The organism is Enterobacter sp. 118C5, from assembly GCF_034107645.1.
Lineage (GTDB): Bacteria > Pseudomonadota > Gammaproteobacteria > Enterobacterales > Enterobacteriaceae > Enterobacter > Enterobacter nematophilus.
This window is the reverse complement of sequence record NZ_JAWNEU010000002.1, coordinates 98,717-123,204: the sequence shown is the minus strand read 5'-3', so window position 1 is coordinate 123,204 and position 24,488 is coordinate 98,717. Positions and strand designations below refer to the sequence as shown.

At 59.5% G+C, this 24,488-nt stretch carries 25 protein-coding genes; 10 read left to right on the top strand and 15 right to left on the bottom strand.

Going from position 1 to position 24,488, the window contains the following annotated elements; genetic code table 11:
- Positions 1 to 49 precede the first annotated feature (49 nt).
- The gene (gene rpoS, locus UTO39_RS05820; RefSeq protein WP_013098493.1) at positions 50 to 1,042 is read left to right on the top strand and encodes an RNA polymerase sigma factor RpoS; all 993 of its coding nucleotides are present in this window, start codon (positions 50 to 52) and stop codon (positions 1,040 to 1,042) included.
- A 52-nt stretch (positions 1,043 to 1,094) separates the two neighbouring features.
- Here the strand turns inward: rpoS and UTO39_RS05815 are convergent, their stop codons facing one another.
- Positions 1,095 to 1,472, bottom strand: a complete 378-nt coding sequence (locus UTO39_RS05815) for a DUF4440 domain-containing protein (protein ID WP_320726705.1) — start codon at positions 1,470 to 1,472, stop codon at positions 1,095 to 1,097.
- Positions 1,469 to 2,671, bottom strand: a complete 1,203-nt coding sequence (locus UTO39_RS05810) for an MFS transporter (protein WP_320726704.1) — start codon at positions 2,669 to 2,671, stop codon at positions 1,469 to 1,471. The genes UTO39_RS05815 and UTO39_RS05810 overlap by 4 nt, the downstream gene beginning before the upstream one ends.
- Positions 2,672 to 2,779: 108 nt before the next feature.
- Here UTO39_RS05810 and UTO39_RS05805 point away from each other — a divergent pair, with 108 nt between their 5' ends.
- Entirely contained in the window at positions 2,780 to 3,667 is an 888-nt protein-coding gene (locus UTO39_RS05805; protein ID WP_320726868.1) for a LysR family transcriptional regulator, read from the top strand.
- Here the strand turns inward: UTO39_RS05805 and UTO39_RS05800 are convergent.
- Positions 3,664 to 4,071: a MarR family winged helix-turn-helix transcriptional regulator gene (locus UTO39_RS05800; protein ID WP_061097247.1), complete on the bottom strand. Its 408-nt coding sequence runs from the start codon at positions 4,069 to 4,071 to the stop codon at positions 3,664 to 3,666. The two genes, UTO39_RS05805 and UTO39_RS05800, sit on opposite strands and share 4 nt — an antisense overlap.
- Before the next feature lie 172 nt (positions 4,072 to 4,243).
- Between UTO39_RS05800 and UTO39_RS05795 the strand changes: the two genes are divergently transcribed.
- Genes UTO39_RS05795 through UTO39_RS05785 form a run of 3 tightly spaced genes read left to right on the top strand, consistent with a single transcriptional unit; the run spans position 4,244 to position 6,495 of the window.
- Positions 4,244 to 4,846 (top strand): non-oxidative hydroxyarylic acid decarboxylases subunit B, encoded by a 603-nt coding sequence (locus UTO39_RS05795; protein WP_253543187.1) that lies wholly within the window; start codon positions 4,244 to 4,246, stop codon positions 4,844 to 4,846.
- Positions 4,836 to 6,263: a non-oxidative hydroxyarylic acid decarboxylases subunit C gene (locus UTO39_RS05790; protein ID WP_151412400.1), complete on the top strand. Its 1,428-nt coding sequence runs from the start codon at positions 4,836 to 4,838 to the stop codon at positions 6,261 to 6,263. The genes UTO39_RS05795 and UTO39_RS05790 overlap by 11 nt, the downstream gene beginning before the upstream one ends.
- Before the next feature lie 10 nt (positions 6,264 to 6,273).
- Complete coding sequence (locus UTO39_RS05785) at positions 6,274 to 6,495, top strand: non-oxidative hydroxyarylic acid decarboxylases subunit D (RefSeq protein ID WP_148421244.1); 222 nt, start codon at positions 6,274 to 6,276, stop codon at positions 6,493 to 6,495.
- Positions 6,496 to 7,016: 521 nt separating this feature from the next.
- On the opposite strand, the gene mutS is transcribed toward UTO39_RS05785, so the two are convergent.
- Together mutS and UTO39_RS05775 are read right to left on the bottom strand one after the other, a co-directional pair.
- Positions 7,017 to 9,578 (bottom strand): DNA mismatch repair protein MutS, encoded by a 2,562-nt coding sequence (mutS, locus tag UTO39_RS05780; protein ID WP_320726703.1) that lies wholly within the window; start codon positions 9,576 to 9,578, stop codon positions 7,017 to 7,019.
- 113 nt (positions 9,579 to 9,691) lie between these two features.
- A complete protein-coding gene (locus tag UTO39_RS05775; RefSeq protein WP_061097251.1) occupies positions 9,692 to 9,922 on the bottom strand; it encodes a SymE family type I addiction module toxin in 231 nt (76 codons plus the stop codon).
- Positions 9,923 to 10,097: 175 nt separating this feature from the next.
- On the opposite strand from UTO39_RS05775, the gene UTO39_RS05770 reads away from it, so the two are divergent.
- Positions 10,098 to 10,442: a nitrous oxide-stimulated promoter family protein gene (locus UTO39_RS05770; RefSeq protein WP_061097252.1), complete on the top strand. Its 345-nt coding sequence runs from the start codon at positions 10,098 to 10,100 to the stop codon at positions 10,440 to 10,442.
- A gap of 5 nt (positions 10,443 to 10,447) precedes the next feature.
- Here the strand turns inward: UTO39_RS05770 and UTO39_RS05765 are convergent, their stop codons facing one another.
- The 10 genes from UTO39_RS05765 to hypA form a co-directional block, all read right to left on the bottom strand.
- On the bottom strand, positions 10,448 to 11,668 hold the full coding sequence (locus UTO39_RS05765) for an MFS transporter (RefSeq protein WP_320726702.1): 1,221 nt from the start codon (positions 11,666 to 11,668) through the stop codon (positions 10,448 to 10,450).
- Between the two features lie 16 nt (positions 11,669 to 11,684).
- On the bottom strand, positions 11,685 to 12,446 hold the full coding sequence (locus UTO39_RS05760; protein WP_320726701.1) for an ABC transporter ATP-binding protein: 762 nt from the start codon (positions 12,444 to 12,446) through the stop codon (positions 11,685 to 11,687).
- Positions 12,446 to 13,483 carry an iron ABC transporter permease gene (locus tag UTO39_RS05755; protein ID WP_061097255.1) on the bottom strand — a complete coding sequence of 346 codons (1,038 nt, stop codon included), beginning with the start codon at positions 13,481 to 13,483 and terminating at the stop codon, positions 12,446 to 12,448. Before UTO39_RS05755 ends, UTO39_RS05760 begins: the two co-directional genes overlap by 1 nt.
- Positions 13,483 to 14,481 (bottom strand): ABC transporter substrate-binding protein, encoded by a 999-nt coding sequence (locus UTO39_RS05750; protein WP_061097256.1) that lies wholly within the window; start codon positions 14,479 to 14,481, stop codon positions 13,483 to 13,485. The genes UTO39_RS05755 and UTO39_RS05750 overlap by 1 nt, the downstream gene beginning before the upstream one ends.
- 150 nt (positions 14,482 to 14,631) lie before the next feature.
- The gene (flhA, locus tag UTO39_RS05745) at positions 14,632 to 16,704 is read right to left on the bottom strand and encodes a formate hydrogenlyase transcriptional activator FlhA (RefSeq protein WP_061097257.1); all 2,073 of its coding nucleotides are present in this window, start codon (positions 16,702 to 16,704) and stop codon (positions 14,632 to 14,634) included.
- 64 nt (positions 16,705 to 16,768) lie between these two features.
- Positions 16,769 to 17,779: a hydrogenase expression/formation protein HypE gene (gene hypE, locus UTO39_RS05740; protein WP_320726700.1), complete on the bottom strand. Its 1,011-nt coding sequence runs from the start codon at positions 17,777 to 17,779 to the stop codon at positions 16,769 to 16,771.
- Complete coding sequence (hypD, locus tag UTO39_RS05735; protein ID WP_320726699.1) at positions 17,776 to 18,897, bottom strand: hydrogenase formation protein HypD; 1,122 nt, start codon at positions 18,895 to 18,897, stop codon at positions 17,776 to 17,778. Before hypD ends, hypE begins: the two co-directional genes overlap by 4 nt.
- Positions 18,898 to 18,900: 3 nt before the next feature.
- A complete protein-coding gene (locus tag UTO39_RS05730; protein WP_061097260.1) occupies positions 18,901 to 19,173 on the bottom strand; it encodes a HypC/HybG/HupF family hydrogenase formation chaperone in 273 nt (90 codons plus the stop codon).
- Positions 19,164 to 20,027: a hydrogenase nickel incorporation protein HypB gene (hypB, locus tag UTO39_RS05725; RefSeq protein ID WP_320726698.1), complete on the bottom strand. Its 864-nt coding sequence runs from the start codon at positions 20,025 to 20,027 to the stop codon at positions 19,164 to 19,166. The genes UTO39_RS05730 and hypB overlap by 10 nt, the downstream gene beginning before the upstream one ends.
- A 3-nt stretch (positions 20,028 to 20,030) precedes the next feature.
- Positions 20,031 to 20,381, bottom strand: a complete 351-nt coding sequence (hypA, locus tag UTO39_RS05720) for a hydrogenase maturation nickel metallochaperone HypA (RefSeq protein ID WP_080330160.1) — start codon at positions 20,379 to 20,381, stop codon at positions 20,031 to 20,033.
- 211 nt (positions 20,382 to 20,592) lie between these two features.
- Here hypA and hycA point away from each other — a divergent pair, with 211 nt between their 5' ends.
- The 4 genes from hycA to UTO39_RS05700 all read left to right on the top strand — a co-directional run bounded on the left by hycA (position 20,593) and on the right by UTO39_RS05700 (position 24,475).
- Complete coding sequence (gene hycA / locus UTO39_RS05715) at positions 20,593 to 21,057, top strand: formate hydrogenlyase regulator HycA (RefSeq protein ID WP_151412406.1); 465 nt, start codon at positions 20,593 to 20,595, stop codon at positions 21,055 to 21,057.
- A 73-nt stretch (positions 21,058 to 21,130) separates the two neighbouring features.
- Positions 21,131 to 21,739 (top strand): 4Fe-4S dicluster domain-containing protein, encoded by a 609-nt coding sequence (locus UTO39_RS05710; RefSeq protein ID WP_151412407.1) that lies wholly within the window; start codon positions 21,131 to 21,133, stop codon positions 21,737 to 21,739.
- A complete protein-coding gene (hycC, locus tag UTO39_RS05705; protein ID WP_266179186.1) occupies positions 21,736 to 23,550 on the top strand; it encodes a formate hydrogenlyase subunit 3 in 1,815 nt (604 codons plus the stop codon). The genes UTO39_RS05710 and hycC overlap by 4 nt, the downstream gene beginning before the upstream one ends.
- A 1-nt stretch (position 23,551) precedes the next feature.
- The gene (locus UTO39_RS05700; RefSeq protein WP_266179187.1) at positions 23,552 to 24,475 is read left to right on the top strand and encodes a respiratory chain complex I subunit 1 family protein; all 924 of its coding nucleotides are present in this window, start codon (positions 23,552 to 23,554) and stop codon (positions 24,473 to 24,475) included.
- The last annotated feature ends 13 nt before the right edge of the window (positions 24,476 to 24,488 follow it).

Sequence of the window (24,488 nt, the reverse complement as noted above, 5' to 3'; positions counted from 1 at the left end):
CATGCCAGCCAGGGTGTCTCGTTCAGGGATCACGGGTAGGAGCCACCTTATGAGTCAGAATACGCTGAAAGTTCATGATTTAAATGAAGACGCGGAATTTGATGAGAACGGAGCAGAGGCTTTTGACGAAAAAGCCTTAGTAGAAGAGGAACCCAGTGATAACGATTTGGCTGAAGAAGAGCTGTTATCGCAGGGCGCCACACAGCGTGTACTGGACGCGACTCAGCTTTACCTTGGGGAGATTGGTTACTCCCCACTGCTAACGGCCGAAGAAGAAGTCTATTTCGCACGTCGTGCTTTGCGTGGTGATGTTGCCTCGCGTCGTCGCATGATCGAAAGTAACCTGCGACTGGTCGTGAAAATTGCCCGCCGTTACGGCAATCGTGGTCTGGCTTTGCTGGATCTGATTGAAGAGGGCAACTTAGGTCTCATCCGCGCAGTTGAGAAGTTTGACCCGGAACGCGGGTTCCGTTTCTCAACCTACGCGACCTGGTGGATTCGTCAGACCATCGAACGGGCTATTATGAACCAGACCCGTACGATCCGACTGCCGATCCACATCGTCAAAGAGTTGAACGTCTATCTGCGTACCGCGCGCGAGTTGTCCCATAAACTGGACCACGAGCCAAGCGCAGAAGAAATTGCCGAACAACTCGACAAACCGGTTGATGACGTAAGCCGTATGCTGCGTCTCAACGAGCGCATTACCTCGGTTGACACCCCGCTGGGTGGCGACTCCGAAAAAGCGCTGCTGGACATCCTGGCCGATGAAAAAGACAACGGCCCGGAAGACACCACGCAGGACGATGACATGAAGCAGAGCATCGTCAAATGGCTGTTCGAACTGAACGCCAAACAGCGTGAAGTGCTGGCACGTCGTTTCGGTTTACTGGGGTATGAAGCTGCGACACTGGAAGACGTCGGCCGCGAAATTGGCCTGACCCGTGAACGTGTTCGTCAGATTCAGGTTGAAGGTCTGCGCCGCCTGCGTGAAATCCTGCAGGGGCAAGGTCTGAATATCGAAGCGCTGTTCCGCGAATAAGCATCCTTTCGTCAAAAAAGGCCCGTCGTGAGACGGGCCTTTTTCTTTTGTGCTACGGCAGCGCCGTTTCGTGCAGCAGACGCCATACTATCCGATCGCCTTCCTGATTAAGCACCGCGGTTGACCAGCGCACGTTGACGGGCAGCCCCGGCCGGGTCTGCGTCTCCCGGTAGTGAAGCACCGCGCCGTGGGGCCACGTCTGTCGCGTCGTTAATTCATCAATAATGATTTTCAGTCCGGGGCGGCTTCCTCGCTGACCGTGCAGAAAGTCCACGAGGCCGTGATAGTCGATATGAACGCCACCCGGTGGGATCATCAGAAAATCTGGCCGGAAACGGGCGAGCAGGGCGTCGGAGTCGCCTTCACCTTTACCTAACCAGTTTTCAAGCGCAATGTGGAGGTCGATAATGTGGTGTTCAAAAGGCGTCATGAATTCTCCTGTCGCAGCTGGGCGAGCACCTGCGTATTGTTAAGTCGGAAAACGTACAGTACAGGCAATAAGGTCATGCCTGCGGCAAAAAGAAACATTCCGTGCCAGGCGGCGAGCGGCGGCAGATAACTCTGCGCCAGATTCAGCACCTCTGCCAGCAGCAGGGCGCCGGCAAAAAAGCTCAACTGACGATTGAGATTCCACAGCGCGCTGGCATCCGGCATCTCTTCCCGGCGCATTGTCAGAAAAGCGCTGCTCTGAGCGGTGCTGCTGCACAGGCTTCCCCCCGCGCCCATCAGGGTAAACGCAACGACAGGTAGCAGCGTAGCCGAGCTGACGTTAAGCAAAAGCAGGATGCCCGTCGCCTGCAGCAGGCAGCCGATGACAATCAGCGGCTGTGGGCCGATACGGTTAAAATAGCGTCCCGTCGCCGTGATGGCGATAAACGATGCTATGGACCACGGCAGCATGAGCATACCCGTTGCGGCTGGGCTCATGTTCGCCTCGTGCTGAAGATAAAACATGCCCGTAACGTTCACCCCAATAAACATGCCGGGTACGCATAAATAGACAAGCATGGAAAAACGCAAAAGCGGGTCCGCGAGCAACCGCAGGTTGAGCAGCCTGGCCGCTTTTATCACGGGTATTTCTTGTTTAAGCCACAGGCAGGCCAACACAAAGGTCACGATAGCGACCGGTAGCGTGGCGAAAAATATCCACCGCCAGCCTAGCGTCTGCACCAGCACGCCCCCGATAGCGGGGGAGCAGGCGGGAGCAAGCAGCGCGACCAGCATCACCGCCGAGGAGAGTCTGGCCCGCTCGTGAGGCTGAAACAGTTGCCAGGTCAGCGCCTGTCCGACGGGGATCAGTAAGCCACCGCCCACGCCCTGCAGCACGCGCCAGGCGATCAGACTTTCCAGCGTTGCAGACAGGCCTGCCGCAGCGGAGGCTGCGCTGAACAGAAAAAGCGAGATCAGGATGACCCGCTTTGGTCCGAAGCGGCGCGTGAGCATGCTGCTGAACGGGATCGCCAGCGTCAGGCCGGCAATGTACCCGTTACTGACCCAGGCAAGCGCTGAAGGCGTGGCGTTAAGAGCTTGCGCCATCGCCGGAAAAGCGACGCTGGCAATAAACATGTTGATCAAATCAAGAAAAAAGCCAAGCAGATAGACGGCGGCGACTTTACTGCGATACGTCATGGTGGATCCTCCCGTGAGGTGGCGTATCGTATCGACCGCGGAAGCACGGATAAACCTGACAAAGCGCGATATACTGTCAAAAAAATTTTGACGATAAAGGGCGTGATGATGATTAACCTACAGCGGACGCAGATGTTTGTTGCGGTTGCCGACACCGGCAGCTTTACTGCCGCAGCCGATGCGCTGGGCCTGACAAAAGCCGTGGTCAGCTTCAATATTCGCCAGCTCGAAGCCGAGCTGGGGGTGACATTGCTGCTGCGCTCCACCCGTCGCCTGACGTTAACCGAGGCGGGTGCGCTTTTTCATCAACGCAGCGTGGCGCTTCTGAAGGACGCCGAACAGCTGCAGGATGATGTTCGCGCGAATCATGCAGGGCTCACGGGTGAATTGCGGATCACCACCACGCCTGAGTATGGCTCGCGGGTCGTCGTACCGTTGCTGGCAAGGTTTAGCCAGCTGCACCCGGCGCTTCGCGTGCGTCATGTTTCGTCTTCACTCCATGCCGACCTTATCTCAGAGCGCTTTGACGTGGCTATCCGGTTGGGTACGCTTACCGACTCGCGCAACCACGCCGCATTGATTTCACATTTTTCCATCCTGCCCGTCGCGACGCCCGAGTGGCGGGTGAATCATCCGGTTGAATCGCTTGATCAGCTGGCGCACGCCGACTGGATTATTCACGAGCGCTTAGCTTCGCCGCTGCGCTGGCAGGTGAAAGATGCCAGCGGTGCGCCTGAAATGCTGGAGATAAAAAAAGCGCCGCGCCTGTTTGCCGACAGCGCTCAGGCGCTAATGGCCTTTGCGCTCGCGGGAAGTGGCGTGGCGTTACTGCCGGAATGGCTGGTGCGCGATGCGCTTGATGCGGGAAAACTGGTCCCGGTTTTACCGGGATACACCTTCGCCCGGCAGGGCATCCACGCGGTTTATCCGGATGCCCGGCACGTGCCCGCGAAAGTGCGCACCTTCATTGATTTTATGCGCGCCAGCGTGAATTAATCGTGCATCATCTTTTTGATGAGCGCAGAGAACTGCTCCCGCTCGGCTTTATTAAGGCGCCCTAAAAACGCCTCGTCCACCTCGTTGCCGACCGGCTGGCAGCCTGCAAGCAGGGCCTCGCCTTCCGGCGTCAGGAAGACAAACCGGCGGCGCTTATCTGCGGGATCGTGCTCGCGTTTGACCAGCCCGCGCGCCTCCATTCGGCTGAGCATTTCCGCCAGGGTCGCCTTCGTGCTGACCGCCACTTCAGTCAATGCCACCTGCTCGATGCCCGGATGCTCGGCAATGGAGCGCATTACCGCATACTGCGGCTTGGTCAGTTCCGGCAGGGCATGCTGCCACTTAGCGGTATGTTGTTGAAAAAGCTGACGTAACAGGTGGAACGCCTCTTGTCTTAGTTCCATGAACACTCCGACAGAAAAAATCACCCCCTATGATAGCCGCTAAAGCCCGGGATGATAACGCGGCATTTTTTAGCAATTAGTGTGATCGTATGCGAACGATCTTGTCAGAAAAATAATCCGGGAGTAGTTTATCTATAATGTTCGTACACGAACAAGTTGATTGAGGTGATGAATGAGATTGATCGTTGGAATGACGGGGGCCACGGGAGCTCCGCTGGGCGTGGCGCTGCTGCAGGCGCTAAGGGAAATGCCGGAGGTGGAGACCCATCTGGTGATGTCGAAGTGGGCAAAAACTACCGTTGAGCTGGAAACGCCTTTCAGCGTGCATGATGTTGCTGCGCTGGCTGACGTTGTCCACAGCCCGGCTGACCAGGCCGCCACCATCTCCTCCGGCTCGTTTCGCACCGACGGCATGATCGTCATTCCCTGCAGCATGAAAACGCTGGCGGGGATCCGCACCGGCTACGCCGAAGGGCTGGTGGGCCGTGCGGCGGATGTGGTGCTGAAAGAGGGGCGCAAGCTGGTGCTGGTTCCCCGCGAAACGCCGCTCAGCACCATTCATCTGGAGAACATGCTGGCGCTTTCCCGCATGGGCGTGGCGATGGTGCCGCCTATGCCCGCGTATTACAACCACCCGCAAACCGCCGATGACATCACCCAGCATATCGTGACCCGCGTGCTCGACCAGTTCGGTCTGGAGCACAAAAAGGCGCGCCGCTGGAGCGGGTTGCGGGAGGCGAAACATTTTTCACAGGAGAACAAAGATGGCATTTGATGATTTGAGAAGCTTCCTGCAGGCGCTCGATGAGCAAGGGCAACTGCTGAAAATTGAGGAAGAGGTGAATGCAGAGCCGGATCTGGCGGCGGCAGCCAACGCCACCGGCCGTATTGGCGACGGCGCGCCCGCGCTGTGGTTTGACAATATTCGCGGCTTTACCGACGCCCGCGTGGTGATGAATACCATCGGCTCCTGGCAGAACCACGCCATATCAATGGGACTGCCTGCGAATACCCCGGTAAAAAAACAGATCGACGAGTTCATTCGCCGCTGGGATAAATTCCCGATCGCACCGGAGCGACGCCCCAACCCGGCCTGGGCGCAAAATACGGTGGACGGTGAAGACATTAACCTGTTCGATATCCTGCCGCTGTTTCGCCTGAACGACGGTGACGGCGGTTTTTATCTCGATAAAGCGTGTGTTGTTTCGCGCGATCCGCTCGATCCGGATCACTTCGGCAAGCAGAACGTCGGCATCTACCGCATGGAAGTGAAGGGCAAGCGCAAGCTCGGCCTGCAGCCGGTACCGATGCATGATATCGCCCTGCACCTGCACAAAGCGGAAGAGCGCGGGCAAGATCTGCCGATTGCGATTACCCTCGGCAACGATCCGATTATTACGCTGATGGGCGCAACGCCGCTGAAATACGATCAGTCCGAGTATGAAATGGCCGGTGCGCTGCGTGAAAGCCCGTACCCGATTGCCACCGCGCCGCTGACCGGCTTCGACGTGCCGTGGGGGTCTGAAGTGATCCTGGAAGGGGTGATTGAAGGGCGTAAACGTGAAATCGAAGGGCCGTTCGGCGAGTTTACCGGGCACTATTCCGGCGGTCGTAACATGACGGTGGTCCGTATCGACAAAGTCTCTTACCGCACCAAACCGATTTTCGAATCCCTCTACCTCGGCATGCCCTGGACCGAGATTGACTACCTGATGGGACCGGCCACCTGCGTGCCGCTTTACCAGCAGCTGAAAGCGGAATTCCCTGAAGTGCAGGCGGTGAACGCGATGTACACCCACGGCCTGCTGGCGATTATCTCGACTAAAAAACGCTACGGCGGTTTTGCTCGCGCGGTCGGTTTGCGTGCTATGACCACGCCGCACGGCCTGGGCTACGTGAAGATGGTGATTATGGTGGATGAGGATGTCGATCCGTTCAACCTCCCACAGGTGATGTGGGCGCTGTCATCGAAGGTTAACCCGGCAGGAGACCTGGTGCAGCTGCCGAACATGTCGGTGCTTGAACTCGACCCAGGCTCCAGCCCGGCGGGCATTACCGACAAACTGATTATTGATGCCACCACGCCTGTTGCACCGGACACCCGTGGCCACTACAGCCAGCCGGTACAGGATCTGCCTGAAACCAAAGCCTGGGCTGAAAAACTGACCGCGATGCTGGCAGCACGCCAATAAGGAGGAAAAGATGATTTGTCCACGTTGTGCCGATGAGCATATTGAAGTGATGGCGACATCACCGGTGAAAGGGGTCTGGACGGTCTATCAGTGCCAGCACTGTCTGTACACCTGGCGCGATACCGAACCGCTGCGCCGTACCAGCCGCGAGCACTACCCGGAAGCGTTCCGTATGACGCAGAAGGATATTGATGAAGCACCGCAGGTGCCAACGGTTCCACCGTTGTTATAAGCAAAACGGCAACGTAAGTTGCCGTTTTCATGTTTTCACCCTCTCCTGTGGGCTGAGGAGTCCCCAGTAATTTCTAAGCAGAAGCAATAACGTTGTTTCAGAACGAGTTAAGTCTTTCAGCGACGCCCTGGTCCGGCTGTAAATCGCCGAAGCGTTTCCGTAAGGCCGGGGCGAGGCGCACGGATGCGCCGAGAGGGCGTGGCCTGCAGGGATGCAGGCTCATGCCCGACCCGATAGCCTGAAGGAATAAGCTGAGGGCACCGCGGAGCGGCGATTTACCGCCGGGTGCCCGGGGCGCCTGGGCGGTGGCGATTGAGCCGCCCTGGCACGTTCACAGGTATTGTCGTTACAGAGTAGCAATGAACATAAAGTGAACGGAATTACCACCAGAGCTGTATGTTCCCCTCACCCTAACCCTCTCCCCAAAGGGGAGAGGGGATTGTTCACTGCTCGCATTAATTTGTGGGGATTCCTCAGCCCTGTGGGGGAGGGCTGGGTTGAGGGCAAAAGACCGCAGAAAACTAAACCAGACTCTTCAACCGGTAAATCCATTCCAGCGCCTGACGCGGCGTCAGTGAATCCGGGTCGAGGTTCTCCAGCGCTTCCACCGCAGGCGACGTTTCTTCCGCTGGTGCCAACAGCGACATCTGGGTGCCATCGATCTGCGTCGCCGCCGCATTCGGCGAGAGGCTTTCCAGCTCACGCAGCTTCTGGCGAGCGCGCTTGATCACCTCTTTCGGAACACCTGCCAGCGCCGCGACGGCCAGACCATAGCTCTTGCTCGCCGCGCCATCCTGCACCGTGTGCATAAAAGCGATGGTGTCGCCGTGCTCCAGCGCATCAAGATGAACGTTAGCCACGCCTTCCATTTTCTCCGGCAGCTGCGTCAGCTCGAAGTAGTGGGTGGCGAACAGCGTCATGGCCTTGATTTTATTCGCGAGACTTTCGGCGCAGGCCCAGGCCAGCGACAGGCCGTCATAGGTTGAGGTTCCGCGTCCCACTTCGTCCATCAGCACCAGGCTGTGCTCCGTCGCGTTATGCAGAATGTTAGCCGTTTCGGTCATCTCGACCATGAAGGTTGAGCGACCGCTCGCCAGATCGTCCGCTGCCCCAACGCGGGTGAAGATACGGTCGATGGGGCCAATCTCCACTTTTTGCGCCGGGACGTAGCTGCCGATATACGCGAGCAAAGCAATCAGCGCCGTCTGGCGCATATAGGTACTCTTACCTCCCATGTTCGGGCCGGTAATGATCAGCATTCTTCTCTGCGGCGAGAGGCTCAGCGGGTTGGCGATGAACGGTTCGTTCAGCACCTGCTCGACGACCGGGTGACGGCCTTCCGTAATACGAATGCCGGGTTTGTCGGTAAAGGTCGGGCAGGTATAGTTCAGCGTTTCAGCCCGTTCTGCCAGGTTTACCAGCACGTCCAGCTCCGCCAGCGCGCTGGCGCTCAGCTGCAGGTCAGCAAGGTGCGGCATCAGCATATCAAACAGCTCGTCATACAGCTGTTTTTCCAGCGCCAGGGCTTTACCTTTCGAGGTGAGCACTTTGTCTTCGTACTCTTTCAGCTCGGGAATGATGTAGCGCTCGGCGTTTTTCAATGTCTGGCGGCGGACGTAGTGAATCGGCGCCAGATGGCTCTGCCCGCGGCTGATCTGAATGTAGTAACCGTGTACCGCGTTATACCCCACTTTCAGGGTGTCGAGTCCAAGACGCTCGCGTTCTCGGATTTCCAGCTTATCGAGGTAGTCCGTCGCGCCGTCAGCCAGCGCGCGCCATTCGTCCAGCTCCTCGTTGTATCCAGGGGCAATCACCCCGCCGTCACGTACCAGAACCGGAGGGGCATCAATAATGGCGCGCTCCAGCAGCTCGCGAAGCTCGGTGAATTCGCCCATCGTTTCGCGGAGTTTCTGTACCGGCGCGCTGTCAACGTCGCTCAGCTGCGCTCGCAGTTCCGGCAGCTGCTGGAAAGCATGACGCATACGCGCAAGGTCGCGCGGGCGCGCGGTGCGCAGAGCCAGACGAGCCAGGATACGCTCCAGATCGCCCACCTGGCGCAGGACCGGCTGCAGCTCGGTATAGCGATCCTGCAGGGCGGCAATGGTCTGCTGACGGCAGACAAGCGTATCCGTATCGCGAATCGGCATATGCAGCCAGCGTTTCAGCATGCGGCTGCCCATTGGCGTTACCGTGCTGTCGAGCACCGACGCGAGCGTGTTTTCAACGCCACCCGCCAGGTTATGGGTGATCTCCAGGTTACGTCGCGTGGCGGCATCCATGATGATGCTGTCCTGCTGGCGCTCCATGGTGATAGAGCGGATATGCGGCAGGGCGGTGCGCTGGGTGTCTTTCACGTACTGCAGGAGGCAACCTGCGGCACACAGCCCGCGCGGAGCATTTTCCACGCCAAAGCCAATCAGATCGCGGGTGCCAAACTGCAGGTTCAGCTGCTGGCGCGCGGTATCAATTTCGAATTCCCACAGCGGGCGGCGGCGCAATCCGCGACGGCCTTCAATCAGCGCCATTTCGGCGAAATCTTCGGCGTAGAGCAATTCTGCCGGGTTGGTGCGCTGCAGTTCGGCAGCCATCGTTTCGCGGTCAGCCGGCTCACTCAGGCGAAAACGCCCGGAGCTGATGTCCAGCGTGGCGTAGCCAAAACCCTTGCCGTCCTGCCACAGCGCCGCCAGCAGGTTATCCTGGCGCTCCTGAAGTAGGGCTTCATCACTGATGGTGCCTGGCGTGACGATGCGTACGACTTTGCGCTCAACCGGGCCTTTCGAGGTTGCCGGATCGCCGATCTGCTCGCAGATGGCAACGGACTCGCCCTGATTCACCAGCTTAGCCAGATAGTTTTCAACCGCGTGGTGCGGGATACCGGCCATCGGGATGGGCTCGCCTGCGGATGCGCCACGTTTGGTTAGCGAGATGTCGAGCAACTGCGACGCACGCTTAGCATCGTCATAAAACAGCTCGTAAAAATCGCCCATACGGTAAAACAGCAGGATTTCCGGATGCTGTGCCTTCAGCTTCAGATACTGCTGCATCATTGGCGTATGTGCGTCGAAATTGTCGATTGTGCTCATGGAGTTATGATGTCCATTTCTTTGAAAATAAACCGTTTTGAGCGGCTCAGTGGCCGTTAGTTCCTTCTATTGTCGCATGAAAAAAAGGTACGGCGCAGAAAAATGTGGCGGCTTTACGAGGCGCCTTCTGACATTAACTCAATGACGATTTTTCCATGCTCAACGCCCACCCTGACCTGGGAGTTGGTGGTAAAGCCCGCTTTCTCAAGCCAGTCTCCTTTTAAGCTCAGCGCTGCATGCACGCTGTATCGCTTTGGTATCTTCGTTTTTCGATCCTCGTGACGTTTTCTGAAATATCCCACTTTTAAATGGCGGTAGGGTTTGCCGAACGCGATCTCTTTCATAGGGTCTCCAGACTATACGGACAACGGTCATTCCTGATGCCTGTATAAAATACCAGTCATTTTCAGGAGGTGCAGGGTTAATAGTGGAATCAGGCTTCAGAAAACGGAATGCAACACCTGAAATCCACAGTATAAAAGTGTATTATTGATGCATCTTATTGTTCGGTAAGTCGCTATGACCGGTAAACGCATATCACGAGAAAAAGAGACCATCGCGAAAATGATCGCGTTGTACGCAAAGCAGTGTCCAGAGGCTTCTCAGGAAGCGGGGCATTATCAGGCGCTCAACGCGTACGCCGATAAGCGCCTGGATAAGTGCGTTTTTGGTGAAGAAAAGCCCGCCTGCAAACAATGCCCGGTGCACTGCTACCAGCCTGCCAGACGTGAAGAGATGAAGCAGATTATGCGCTGGGCAGGCCCGCGTATGTTATGGCGACACCCCATTCTGACCGTCCGTCATCTGATGGATGACCGTCGTCCGGTGCCGGAGCTGCCGGAGAAGTATCGCCCGAAAAAGTAAGCCGTTCAGCTTCGTAGCGGGCGGCAAATCACGTTCAGGGCCAGCGCGCTGCAGAGTGGAAAGAGCGCCAGCAGCAGCCACGGGTAAATCGCCTGCGTTGAAGGCACCAGCGCGCGATCCAGCAGGCTGCCAAAAAGCAAGTTTCCGGCCAGTACCGCAATGCCTCCGGCGGTGGAGAGTGCGCCGTAGTGCGCGCCCAGCGTGGATTCATCGGCGAACCGCGGAATGAGATCTTTTGCCGAGGGCACCAGCAGCATCTGCCCCAGCGTCAGCAGCGTGACAAACGAGACCGAGGGCAGAAGCCGCAGCCAGCCTTCAGGCGGTTCTGTTGCTGCAAACGCCGCCACGCTCGCAAAGGCGGCGGAAAGCAGCAAAAAGCCCACCGGCAGAATGTTCACCGCGCCCACGCGTCGGGCGAAACGCGCCAGCGGCAGCTGTAAGGTAATGATCAGAACGGAGGCCAGCATAAAAAGCGGGCCAAGATCTTTCTCGTTACCGCCGGAGCGCTGGATCTCCACCGGCAGCGCCAGATAGAGCTGGTTATAGCTTAACAGCCAGGAGCTGTAGGCAATGATAAAGGCGACAAAGCGCGGCTGGCGGAACGTCGTCCACCAGGGCACTATTTTTATCTTCTGTGAACGGTGCCCGGCAGCAGGCAGACAGAAGTAAAGCACCACTAGCGCAATGATAAAGACGCCAGCACCCGCCAGCGCCACCTGGCGGAAGCCAAGCCCCGTTAGCAGGGCGCCAGCAACCGGGCCCAGTACCGCGCCGAGCTCCCCGCAGACGGCAAAGAGCGCAAACCACTCCGCCCGGCTTCGTTTCCCCTTCGCCTCGCTGTTCGTCCCCGCTTTCGCCAGCAATGACTCAATAGACGGAGAAAATAACGCGCCGCCGACGCCCGTCAGACACGCGCCCAGAATAATCGGCCACAGCGATCCCCCGAAGGCCAGCAGCAGATAGCCTGAAACACGAACGATACAGCCGCTGAGGATAACCACTTTCGCCCCAAACCGGTCCGAGAGCGCTCCGCCAACGATAAACATCCCCTGCTGCGAGAACGTGCGCAGGCCCAGGATCAGCCCGATAATCCCGCCGGAGAGCAGCATGTCGTCGCGCAGAAATATCGCCAGAAAGGGAACGACGGCGTAAAACCCAATGTTAAAAACAAACTGGCTACCCAGTAAAACGGGCGGCCAGAGCGTGGTGGCGGGGCGAAGGGACATTGTCGATCACTCGTCCCTAAACGATAAAATGAATGTGCTTTTTGCCATGAAACGGCGAGATCTCAATTTTAGTTTTCACCCGGAAGACATCCCAGAGCAACGACTCGGATAAGATGTCGTGCGGTGTTCCGGTCGCCACGATTTGCCCTTTCTGCATCACAATCAGCGAGTCGCAGAACATTGCGGCGTGGTTGAGATCGTGGATGGCGACAATGCTGGTGACGGGTAATTCGCTGATCAACTGCATCAGCTGCATCTGATGGTGGATGTCCAGGTGGTTGGTCGGTTCATCCAGCAGGATTTCGGTTGGCGTTTGCGCCAGCGCGCGGGCAATATGCACCCGCTGACGCTCGCCGCCGGAAAGGCTCAGCCAGCCCTGCTCGCTGCGGTCCAGCATATCGACACGCTGCAGAGCCGCGGTGACGGTGTCGTCATCCTGCGCGCTCCAGTTGGAAAAAGGAGAGTGGTGCGGAATACGCCCGAGCTTGACCACGTCGCGCACGCGCATATTGGCGTCCGTCATGCCGTGCTGCTCAACGAACGCCACCCGGCGGGCCAGCTGCTTTTTGGCGATGCGGGAAATGTCCTGCCCGTCCAGGGTCACGCTGCCCGCATCCGGGCGACGCAGGCCTGCCAGAATGCGCAGAAGCGATGATTTGCCGCAGCCGTTAGGACCAAGCAGACCCACGGTTTCGCCCCGGGAAACCTTCAGCGAGACGTCATTGACGATAACTTTTTTGCCGACCTTCCAGGTAATATTTTCAGCGCAGATACTCATCACTTATTCCTTGAACGGTAAATAATCACGGCAAAGAAAGGCACGCCCACCAGCGCGGTGACGACGCCAACGGGCAGGCTTTGCGGCGCAATCAGCATCCGCGAGGCGATGTCGGCCAGCACCATCAGGATCGCCCCGGCCAGGGCGCTGGCAATCAGCAGCGTGCGGTGCAGCGGCCCGAACAGGAAGCGCATAACGTGCGGCACCACCAGCCCCACAAAGCCGATTGAGCCCGCCATGCTGACGATGGTGGCGGTGATCAGGGCCGTGGTGGTGAACAGGGCAAGGCGCACCCAGGGTACGGCAATGCCTAACGAGGCCGCGGCGTCATCGCCAAAGGTAAAGGCGTCCAGCGCCCGGGAATAGTAGAGGCAGACGGCAAGGCCCGCCAGCACGACAACCAGCGCCAGCTGGAATTCCGGCCAGCGCACGCCGCTAAAGCTGCCCAGCAGCCAGAACATCACGTCGCGCGCCTGCTGCGCGCTGGCGGAGGTGCTGATGGTGTAGGCGGTAATGGCGTTGAAAAGCTGAGATGCAGCAACGCCTGCCAGAATGGTGCGCTCATTGCCGCCGCGCGCACCGTTCGTCAGAAAGGCGACAAACGCAAAGGCGGCGAACGCCCCGGCAAACGCGCCCGCGGAGAGCGACACCGCGCCGGTGCCGATGCCCAGGACAACGACCGACACCGCCCCGGTTGAGGCCCCTGCCGACACGCCGAGCACGTAGGGTTCCGCCAGCGCGTTCTTCAGCAGGCTTTGCAGCACGGCGCCGCAGATGGCTAAACCTGCCCCGCAGCATGCCGCCACCAGCGCGCGGCTCAGGCGAAAGTCCCAGATAACGCTTTCATAGATGCGGTTGAGCGGAACGTCGGTCAGCCCCAGCTTATTACCGATAGCGTAAAAGACGTTGGACAGCGGAATCGACAGCTCGCCGACGCTGACGCCAAGGGCAATCACCAGAAACAGCAGGACAACAGCAAGCAGAGCGGAAGTGGTCAGAATCAGGCCCTGGCGGGCCTGAAGTACGGCAACTGTCATCAGTTCAGCCCCAGCTTTCTGAGCTGTTCACCCACCTGTTCGGCACCGTAAATCGTACGAATCGTCGGGTTCATCGCCTGACCGTCCATCACCACGATATGGCCTTTTTTAACGGCATCAAGCTGGCTCACGGCCGGATCGCTTTTCAGGAATTTGATTTTCTCTTCCGCGTTATCCAGCGCCCAGCGGTTACGATCCAGGCTGGAGACCACAATCACGTCCGGGTTCGCGGCAATAATGCTTTCCCAGCCTACGGTTGGCCACTCAGTCTCGGACGTAATGGCGTTATGGCCGCCCATCAGGCTGGCGATAAACCCAGAGGGGCTATTTTTACCGCCTACGTAGGCGTCTGCAGAAGGGGATGAGCTGGAGAACCAGAAGACAAACGAAAGGTCTTTTTTATTCTTGCCGAATTCTTTGCGCAGGTCAGCCTCGCGTTTTTTGAAATCGGCAATGACGGCCTGGCCGCGATCTTCAACGTTAAAGATTTTGGCGAAATCCTCAATCTCTTTATAGAGATAGGTCATATCCCATAGCTTCTGGCGGCTGCCGTACATATCGCCGGTGGCTTTTTTGGTCGCGCACATGCCCGGTGACACATAGCTGTTCACGCCGAGGGTCATCAGGTCTTCGCGTTTTGCGACCTTACTTTCAGGCCCCAGCAGCAGCGGCGTCTGAGCGGGGACAAAGTCGGGATTTTGCGCAAGAACGGACTCAAGGGTAGGAATTTCGACAGTCAGGGTTTTGATTTTTGCGTTCTGTTCCGCCAGCTGCGGCAAGACTTTGGTCGGCCAGAAGGCGCTGGCTTTGACCTTATCTTCCAGCCCCAGCAGGAGCAAAATTTCCACGGTGTTCTGGCCCAGGGCCACAACGCGTTCCGGCGCTTTGGTGAATGTCTCTTTGTAGCCACAGTTTTCAATCGTCAGGGGATATGTGGTTGCCAGAGCAGAACTGACCGACGCAATCGCCAGGCCTAACGCGCAGATGACCTTCTTCATGAAACGCTACCCTTCATTAAAATTATTTTTGATGCAAATGAAACGCATTATTAAGGCGGAATTTTATACAGAGGAAACGATTTTGTGTCAATGAGGGACAATAACGCAGGGTGACGAAAGGCGATGCAGGAAAACACCGCCTGATGGGAGTTAAACCAGATTTTCTTTATCAATCCCGAGACGCTTCATGCGCGACAGCAGAGTGGTGCGTTTTAACCCCAACCGCTGGGCCGCCCCTTTCGGCCCGGCCACCACGCCGTTGGTCTCTTTCAGCACGCGCAGAATGAGCTGATATTCATCTTCTCCCTCTTTCGCGATTTCGGCTGCGGGTACGGCCACGTCAGGAAGGGCAATCTCCGGCAGGGAGAGCTGCAGCACGTTCCCGCGCGTCAGCAGCACCGCGCGCTCAATGACGTTTTCCAGCTCGCGCACGTTGCCCGGCCACTCCATCGACGAGAGGGTCCGCAGCGTCTCGGCGGGAATGCTGTCGATGTTTCGCCCCATCCGGCGCGCGATCTTCGCGGTAAAGGCTTTAACCAGCAGGGGGATATCTTCCGGGCGCTCGCGCAGCGGCGGCAGGCAGATTGGGAAGACGTTCAGGCGATAGTAGAGATCGCTTCTGAATTCGCGGTCGGCGACCATTTTTTTCAGGTCGCGGTTGGTGGCGGCGATCAGCCGCACGTCGGTCTGGATAAGCTTGTTGCTGCCGAGGCGCTCAAACTCCTGCTCCTGCAATACGCGCAGCAGCTTGGGCTGTAGCTCCAGCGGCATATCGCCCACTTCGTCGAGGAACAGCGAGCTTTTGTCTGCCAGCTCGAAACGCCCCAGGCGCTGGCTGCTGGCCCCGGTAAACGCGCCGCGCTCGTGGCCAAAGAGGTCGCTTTCCAGCAGACCCGCGGGCATCGCCGCGCAGTTCATCTTCACCATGCGCCGGCTGTTGCGGTTGCTCAGGTTGTGGATGGCGCGGGCAATCAGCTCTTTACCGGTGCCGGTTTCACCGAGGATCAGCACCGTGCTGTCGCTCTGGGCCACCATTTCCACCTGCTTGAGAACGCTGTACATGGCATCGCTGCGCCCGATGATTTCGCCAAACTCGCTGTCCACGTTGTTGAGCTGCTCGGTCAGGGCCAGGTTCTCGTCCACCAGCCGCTCTTTCAGGCGGTGGATCTCCTGGTAGGCGAGGGCGTTATCCAGCGCGATGGAAATACGCTCGGCGATCTGGCGCAGCAGCTTCAGGTTGGCGGTGGTAAACACCGCTTCATCGCATTGCGCCAGTTTGAGTACCCCAAGCATGGTGCTGCCGGACATCAGCGGCAGCAGGCACAGGGTCTGAATTTTGTTGCCCCAGGTGTTAAACAGCATCCGCTCGTACGGCGCCACCGGGTCCTGCTCGCTGAGATTCAGCAGCAGGATCTCTTTGCTTTTAAACACCCGCTCAGAAAGGGTGCCCGCTTCGTCCACCTCGCTCTGCTCGTGCGCCGGGTTGGCCTCATCAAGATAGTGGGTGGAGTAGATGTTCAGCTTGCCTTTGCGGTTCCCGCGCAGCGCGATGCTGATGGCGTCGATCCTGAAATAGTGATGGATCTCCTTGGCGACTTCGCTGACCAGCTCGTCCATGTCGAGCCTTGAGAGCACGGCGTTGGTGATGGCGACCAGAATGCGGAAGTTGTCGCGCTCGCGGCTCAGCAGGTCGTAATCCACGTTATTGGTGACGCGGCTTTGGATCTGCTCCGCGACGACGGCCACAATCTGGGTAAAGGTGTGCAGACGCTCGTACTCTGCCTCGCTCCAGGGCTGGTCGGTATTGCGGATAAACTCGCAGCCGCCAAAAATTTGGCCCTCCGCCGCCAGCGGCAGCATGCCGTAATGACCGAAAGGCTGATAGAGATTGCTCTCTGCCAGCCGCGGCCATGCCATCCGAAACTCTTCAAAATTGCAGTGCAGCACTTCAGGCCGGGAGAGAATGCGGCGCACCGGGCCGTGCGCGAGGTACGTTTCGTCTTCGTATTCAAACGTTTTGCCATTATCGCGCGTTGAGTAGTAGCTCGCGCGGTGCGTTCCGCTATGCCAGAGCACAATCGCCGCGCTGTCCGCCAGCGCTGATTGCCTGACCAGCCGCGTCAGGGCATCGCTCAGCGCGCCGAGATCGGGCTGTTGTAAAAGTGTGCGCGTGATGTCAAACAGGCCCTGCTGTCCAAGATCGCTCATCGGTGTATACGGCATTATTGCTTTCCAATAGAAACTGGCAAAAAAGAGACATTCACTGCTGACCGCTTATGGCGCGGTTCTAGCAAATTCGGGGTAACGGCTCAGCGTGCGGCAGATCCAGCGTGCGCTTCACGCCGTAAAGCCCGGCCAGGCGCACCCCTTTGCGCTCAACCACGTCGCCAATGATGGCCGCGTCTTTCCCTAAGGGATGCGCTCTCAGCCGTTCAAGTACGGCTTCTGCCGCCGAACGTTCCACGCCGATCGCCAGCTTGCCCTCGTTGGCAAAGTTTAGCGGGTCAAGCCCTAAAAGCTCACACAGCCCCCGCACGGCAGGCTTAAGGGGCAGATCGCGCTCGATCAGTTCAATCCCGCACCCGCTGCTTGCGGCGAACTCGTGGACGACGGCATTCACCCCGCCACGGGTGGCGTCGCGCAGGGCTTTGACGCCCGGCATGTCGCGCAGCGTCTGGATAAGCGGGGTGAGCACCGCGCAGTCGCTGCGAAGCTCGCCGTCCAGCCCTAAGCCTTCGCGCAGGTTAAGAATAGTCGCTCCGTGGCAGCCCAGCGTGCCGGTCACCAGCAGCACGTCGCCCGCGCTAAGGCGTTGCGCACCCCAGTGAACGTCGGCGGGGATCGCCCCCATTCCGGCGGTGTTGATGAAGAGCTTATCGGCCGCGCCGCGCTGGACCACTTTGGTGTCCCCGGTAACGATAGCGATACCCGCCTCGCGCGCGGTATGCGCCATGCTGTTCACCACCGCCGTGAGGGTTTCCATCGGCAGACCCTCTTCAAGGATAAACCCGCAGGAGAGGTAGCGCGGAATGGCGCCGCTGACGGCCACGTCGTTGGCCGTGCCGCAGACGGCGAGCTTGCCGATATCGCCGCCCGGGAAGAACAGCGGGTCAATCACGTAGCTGTCGGTGGAGAACGCCAGCCGGTCGCCGTGTGCGGTGAGCGTCGCGAGGTCAATGCGCGCCTGATCCTCCTGCTCCGCGAGCCAGGGGTTATTAAAGGCCTCCATGAACAGCCGGTTAATCAGCTGCTGCATCGCCTGTCCACCGCTTCCGTGCGCCATTTCCACCGTGTTCATGCTTCACACTCCTGGTTGCGATACTGATACCACGCGGCGCATGCCCCTTCAGAGGAGACCATCAGCGCGCCAAACGCGGTTTGCGGGTTACAGGTGTTGCCAAATAGCGGGCAGTGATGAGGTTTGCATTTGCCGGTAAGCACCTCGCCGCAGCGTGCCCGGGGATCGTCGCACACCTGCTGCGGCTGCGGACGGAAGTGCGCTTCGACATCAAATTCGCGATAGGCAGGCGTCAGGCGCACGCCGGACTCGGCAATCAGCCCCAGCCCGCGCCACTCGCTGTCGCCCTCAACGCTAAACACGTCGGCTATCGCCTGCTGCGCCCGTTCATTTCCCGCATCGGGCACCACGCGGCGGTACTGGTTTTCGACCGCGCTCAGGGCCGCTATTTTCTGCTCAACCAGCATGGCTACGCCTTGCAGTAGATCAAGCGGTTCGAAACCAGCCACCACTAACGGACGATTGTACTGCTCAGCGATAAAACCGTAGGCGTCTGTGCCAATCACCATGCTGACGTGGCCCGGTGCCAGAAACGCGTCGATGCCGTTGTCCGGCTCTTCGAGCAGGCTGCGCAGCGTGGGAATGAGCGTAATATGCTGGCAGAAAAAGAAAAAGTTAGTGACGTTGCGCGCTTTCGCCTGCTGCAGCGTGATGGCCGTCGCGGGCATGGTGGTTTCAAAACCCAGCCCGAAAAAGACGACCTTGCGCTCAGGGTTGTCCATCGCCAGCGTCAGGGCATCCATCGGCGAGTAAACGATCCGCACGTCCGCGCCGCGCGCCTTTGCCTGCAGCAGCGAGCCGTTTTTCCCCGGCACGCGCATCGCGTCGCCAAAGGTGCAGAAAATGACGCCGGGCTGGCCGGCAATTTCAATACAGCTGTCGATGCGCCCCATCGGCAGGACGCACACCGGGCAGCCTGGGCCGTGGATAAACTCGATGTTCTCCGGCAGCAGCTGGTCGAGGCCAAACTTGAAGATGGCGTGCGTGTGCCCGCCGCACACCTCCATGATCCGCAGCGGTTTTTCTCTCGTGTAGTCCAGAAGCGCAGCGCGCGTTTTCAGATGCCCGATAAGCTGCATCACCTGTTCCGGCGCGCGGTATTCATCAACGTAACGCATAGGCTAGCGCTCCTCGCCGTACAGGAGCGCGCCCACGTCCGGCTCCACGTCAAACATGTTTTGCAGCGCATCGAGCGTGTCGCGGGCTTCCGCTTCGTTAATCACGCTCATCGCAAACCCCACGTGGACCAGCACCCACTGGCCGAGGCGCGACGCGCCCGTTTCATCGGTGCTGCCCACCAGCGTCAGGTCCACGTCGCGCAGGATGCCGCAAACCTCCACTTTGGCCTGGTTGCCGTCAATGGAGTGGATTTGTCCAGGTACGCCTATGCACATCGTTCGCTCTCCAGCCAGTCCAGCCAGGCGTCCATGCCGTCGCCGCGCGTGGCGGAAACCAGCAGGATGCAAATGTCCGGGTTCACCTCGCGGGCATACGCAAGGCACTTTTCCACGTCGAAGTTCAGGTACGGCAGCAGGTCGACCTTGTTCAGCAGCATGAGGGAGGCGGCGGCGAACATGTGCGGGTACTTCAGCGGCTTGTCCTCCCCTTCGGTGACGGAGAGCACCGCCACCTTGTGCCGTTCGCCGAGGTCAAAGCTGGCCGGACACACCAGGTTGCCGACGTTTTCAATAAACAGGATGCCGTTATCCGCCAGCGGCAGGCGCGGGGCGGCGTCGGCAATCATCTGCGCATCCAGGTGGCAGCCTTTGCCGGTGTTGACCTGAATCGCGGGCGTGCCGGTTTCGCGGATGCGCGCCGCGTCGTTAACGGTTTGCTGGTCGCCTTCGATAACCGCGCAGGAGACGCGTTCGTTCAGGCGCTTGAGCGTTTCGGTCAGCAGCGTGGTTTTGCCGGAGCCGGGGCTGGAGACCAGGTTCAGCACCAGCTGTTGACGCGCGGCAAAGCGGGCGCGGTTGCGGGCGGCGATCTGGTTATTTTTGTCCAGCACGTCGATCTCCACCTCCAGCATCTGGCGCTGGCTCATGCCCGGCGCGTGGGTGCCCGCTTCGCCGTGGCCGTAATGCAGATCGCCCGCGTCGGAACGCAGCGGCGCAAAGGTGATGCCGGTCAGGGCCGCCGCAGGACGCGGGGCAGGGGAAAAGGGCGCGGAGCGAAACGCGGAGTGGGGGCGGTGTTCGTCCCCTTCTATATAGAGGTTGCCTTCGGCGCAACCGCAGGTACTACACATACATTACTCCTTCTCGATTTCGAGGCGTTGGATCTGCATGCCGTCATCCGCCACGATGCGAAGACCCGTGCTCTGACACTGCGGGCAGCGCTGAACCTTTGATGAGAGCAGGGTGACGTACTGCTGGCACTGCTCGCACCAGCACTCCGCCTGCTGCTCGTCGATATGCAGCGCGCAGCCTTCCGCCAGCGTGCCGCGGCACACCAGCTCAAAACAAAAGGTCAGGGCGCTGGTCTCGACGCAGGAAAACGCCCCGACCTTCAGCCAGACGCCGGTGACGCGCTTCGCGTGGTTTTGCACTGCCTGCTGTTCGATAAGTTCCAGAGCCCGCTGGCAGAGGGTGATTTCGTGCATGACGCCTCCTCAATGATTTGCGCCAGTGAATGCAATAACGGTGCCAGCTTGATTTGCGTTACGGCGTGACGATGTCAACGCTGTCGAAATGACACGTCGACACGGCGGCGTTGACAGTGGTTTTTTCGATAAAAATCATTTAAATCAGCAAATTAAAAACTGGCACGGAATCTGCTTAACAGCCGCTATCTCCATTAACCGGATACCTTCTATGACTATTTGGGAAATTAGCGAAAAAGCGGATTACATCGCGCAGCGCCACCAGCAGCTTCAGGATCAGTGGCACCTCTACTGCAACTCTCTGGTTCAGGGGATCACCCTGTCAAAAGCCCGTCTGCATCATGCGATGAGCTGTGCGGCGCAGGGGGATATGCGCTTTGTCCTGTTCGGTCATTTCACGGTCTTTGTGACCCTGGCAGACAGTTTTAACAGCCACACCATCGAGTACTACGTTGAGAATAAAGAGGGTGAAAAACAACGTATTGCGCAGGCGCAGCTGATGGCCGACGGCATGGTCGACGGCTACGTCAGCAACCGCGATCGCCAGCAGGTGCTTGAGCACTATCTGGAGAAAATCGCGCCGGTTTATAACGGTCTCTACGCCGCGGTTGAACACGACCTGCCGGTCGACCTGAAACAGCTGGTCGCGGGAAAGATTTCCGCAAACCCTGCCTGATAACCGAGTGTCGAAAAGTGTCGATGAGACAGTTTTTCGTCGTCAAAAATGACCATCACCTGAGGATTGCCCGGTGAACCGTTTTGTAATTGCTGACTCGACGGTCTGTATCGGCTGTCGAACCTGTGAGGCGGCGTGTTCGGAAACGCACCGCCTGCACGGGCTCCAGTCCATGCCGCGCCTGCGCGTCATGCGTAATGAAAAAGAGTCTGCCCCGCAGCTCTGCCACCACTGTGAAGATGCCCCTTGCGCGGGCGTATGCCCGGTTAACGCCATCACCCGCGTCGATGGCGCGGTCCAGCTGAACGAAAGCCTGTGCGTTAGCTGCAAGCTGTGCGGCATCGCCTGCCCGTTCGGCGCGATTGAATTCTCCGGCAGCCGCCCGCTGCATATCCCGGCGAACGCCAATACCCCCAAAGCGCCGCCTGCACCACCCGCGCCGGCGAAGGTGAGCACGCTGCTGGACTGGGTGCCCGGCATCCGCGCTGTTGCGGTCAAGTGCGACCTGTGCAGCTTTGACGAACAGGGCCCGGCCTGCGTGCGGACCTGCCCGACCAAAGCGCTGATCCTGGTTAACATCCGCGATATCGCCCGCACCAGCAGGCGCAAGCGCGAGCTGACCATTAATACCGACGTCGGGGATCTTTCGCTTCTGCAGGCGCTTAACGAGGGGGCGAAATGAACGCGATATTTATGATTAACAGCGCCGTAGCGTACTTTGCCGCAGCCGCCGCGCTGGCGCTGGTGTTCTCTTTCCATAAAACCCTGAGCGGCTGGATAGCCGGTATCGGCGGGGCGGTCGGCAGCCTGATGACGCTGGCCGCGGGCGGCGTCGTCCTGCTCGGCGGACAATCCGTGGAAACACTCATGCCGCTGATTCGCCACACCGTGGCGATTACGCCGCTTAACGCCATCTGGCTGGTGACCTTTGGCCTGTGCGGGCTGTTTATCAGCCTGTTCAATATCGACTGGCACCGCCATCCGCAAACCAAAGCCAACGGTCTGCTGGTCAATCTGCTGATGGCGACGGCGGTCTGCACGGTTATCGCCAGCAACCTCGGCGCGCTGGTGGTAATGGCCGAAATCATGGCCCTGTGCGGCGTGTTCCTGACCGGCTGCAGCGCCTCCGGCAAGCTGTGGTTTGCGCTTGGGCGTCTCGGCACGCTGCTGCTGGCGCTGGCCTGCTGGCTGGTGTGGCAGCGTTTCGGCACCCTGGACTTTTCCGCGCTTAACGGCCAGACGCTGGGCAACGATGTCTGGCTGCTGGGCGTCGTCGGCTTTGGCCTGCTGGCCGGGATTATCCCGCTACACGGCTGGGTCCCGCAGGCGCATGCGAATGCCTCTGCGCCCGCCGCCGCGCTGTTTTCTACGGTGGTAATGAAGGTCGGTCTGTTCGGCATCCTGACGATTACCCTGACGGGCGGTCAGCCGCCGCTGTGGTGGGGCGTGGCGCTGCTGATTGCGGGGATGATTACCGCCTTTGTCGGCGGCCTGTACGCCCTGATGGAGCACAATATCCAGCGCCTGCTGGCGTACCACACCCTGGAAAATATCGGCATTATCCTGCTCGGCATCGGCGCGGGCGTCACCGGGCTGGCGCTTAACCAGCCGGCGCTGATTGCCGCCGGGTTTATCGGCGGTCTGTATCACCTCGTCAACCACAGCCTGTTCAAAAGCACCCTGTTCCTCGGCGCGGGCAGCGTCTGGTTCCGCACCGGCCACCGCGATATCGAAAAGCTCGGTGGGATTGGCAAAAAAATGCCGGTGATTTCACTCGCCATGCTGGTGGGGCTGATGGCGATGGCCGCGCTGCCGCCGCTGAACGGCTTTGCCGGGGAGTGGGTCATCTATCAGTCGTTCTTCGCGCTCGGTCAGAGCGACGCGTTTATCGCGCGCCTGTTAGGCCCGCTGCTGGCGGTTGGGCTGGCGATTACCGGGGCGCTGGCGGTGATGTGCATGGCGAAAGTCTACGGCGTCACCTTCCTCGGCGCACCGCGCACCCGTGAAGCGGAGAACGCCTGCTGCGCTCCGGTACTGATGTGTGCCAGCGTGGTCGCGCTGGCGCTGTGCTGCATTGGGGGCGGGGTGGCCGCGCCGTGGCTGCTGCCGCTGCTGGGCCACGCCGTTCCGCTGCCGCTTGCGACGGCGCATACCGTCGTTTCCCAGCCGATGATGGCGCTGCTGCTGATTGCCGCACCGCTGCTGCCGTTCGTGCTGATGCTGTTCTTTAAGCGCGACCGTCTCGCCTCCCGCTCGCGCGGCGCGGCGTGGGCCTGCGGCTACGAACACGAGCAGTCGATGGTCATCACCGCCCACGGTTTTGCCATGCCGGTGAAGGAGAACTTCGCCGCCGTGCTGAAGCTGCGCCACTGGCTGAACCCGCAGGGCTGGGTTCCCGGCTGGCAGAGCGCCGCCGCGCCCACTCTGTTCCGCCGTCTGGCGCTGATCGAGCTGGCGGTGCTGGTGGTAATTGTGATTTCACGAGGAGCCTGACATGAGTCTGTTTCTGGCAATTCTTCAGGCGCTGGCGCTGTTCGCCGCCGCGCCGCTGCTGTCGGGCATTACGCGCGTGGCGCGCGCCCGGATGCACAACCGTCGCGGGCCCGGCGTGCTCCAGGAGTACCGCGATCTCTTCAAGCTGCTCTCTCGCCAGAGCGTCGCCCCGGACGCCGCAGGCTGGGTCTTCCGCCTGACGCCGTTCGTGATGGTCGGCGTGATGCTCACCATCGCCACCGCGCTGCCGGTGGTGACGGTGGGCTCGCCGCTGCCGGCGCTTGGCGATCTGATTACGCTTATCTACCTCTTCGCCATCGCCCGCTTCTTCTTTGCGATTGCGGGCCTGGACACCGGCAGCCCGTTTACCGGCATCGGCGCCAGCCGCGAGGCGATGCTTGGCGTGCTGGTGGAGCCGATCCTGCTGCTGGGGCTGTGGGTTGCCGCGCAGGTGGCGGGCTCCACCCACATCAGCTTTATCACCGACACCGTTTACCACTGGCCGGTTTCACGCTCTATCCCGCTGATTCTGGCGCTCTGCGCCTGCGCGTTCGCCACCTTTATTGAGATGGGCAAACTGCCGTTTGATCTCGCGGAAGCGGAGCAGGAGCTGCAGGAAGGCCCGCTTACCGAGTACAGCGGCTACGGCTTCGCGGTGCTGAAGTGGGGCATCAGCCTCAAGCAGCTGGTGGTGCTACAGATGTTTGTCGGCGTCTTCTTCCCGTGGGGGCAGATGACGCACTTCTCCGCGGGCGGTCTGGTGCTGGCCGTGGCGGTAGCTGCGCTCAAGCTGCTGGTCGGCGTGCTGGTGATAGCCCTGTTTGAAAACAGCATGGCGCGCCTGCGCTTTGTGGAAACGTCACGCATCACCTGGGCCGGTTTTGGTTTTGCATTTTTAGCGTTCGTCTCCTTGCTGGTGGCGTGATTAAAGAGAGTAT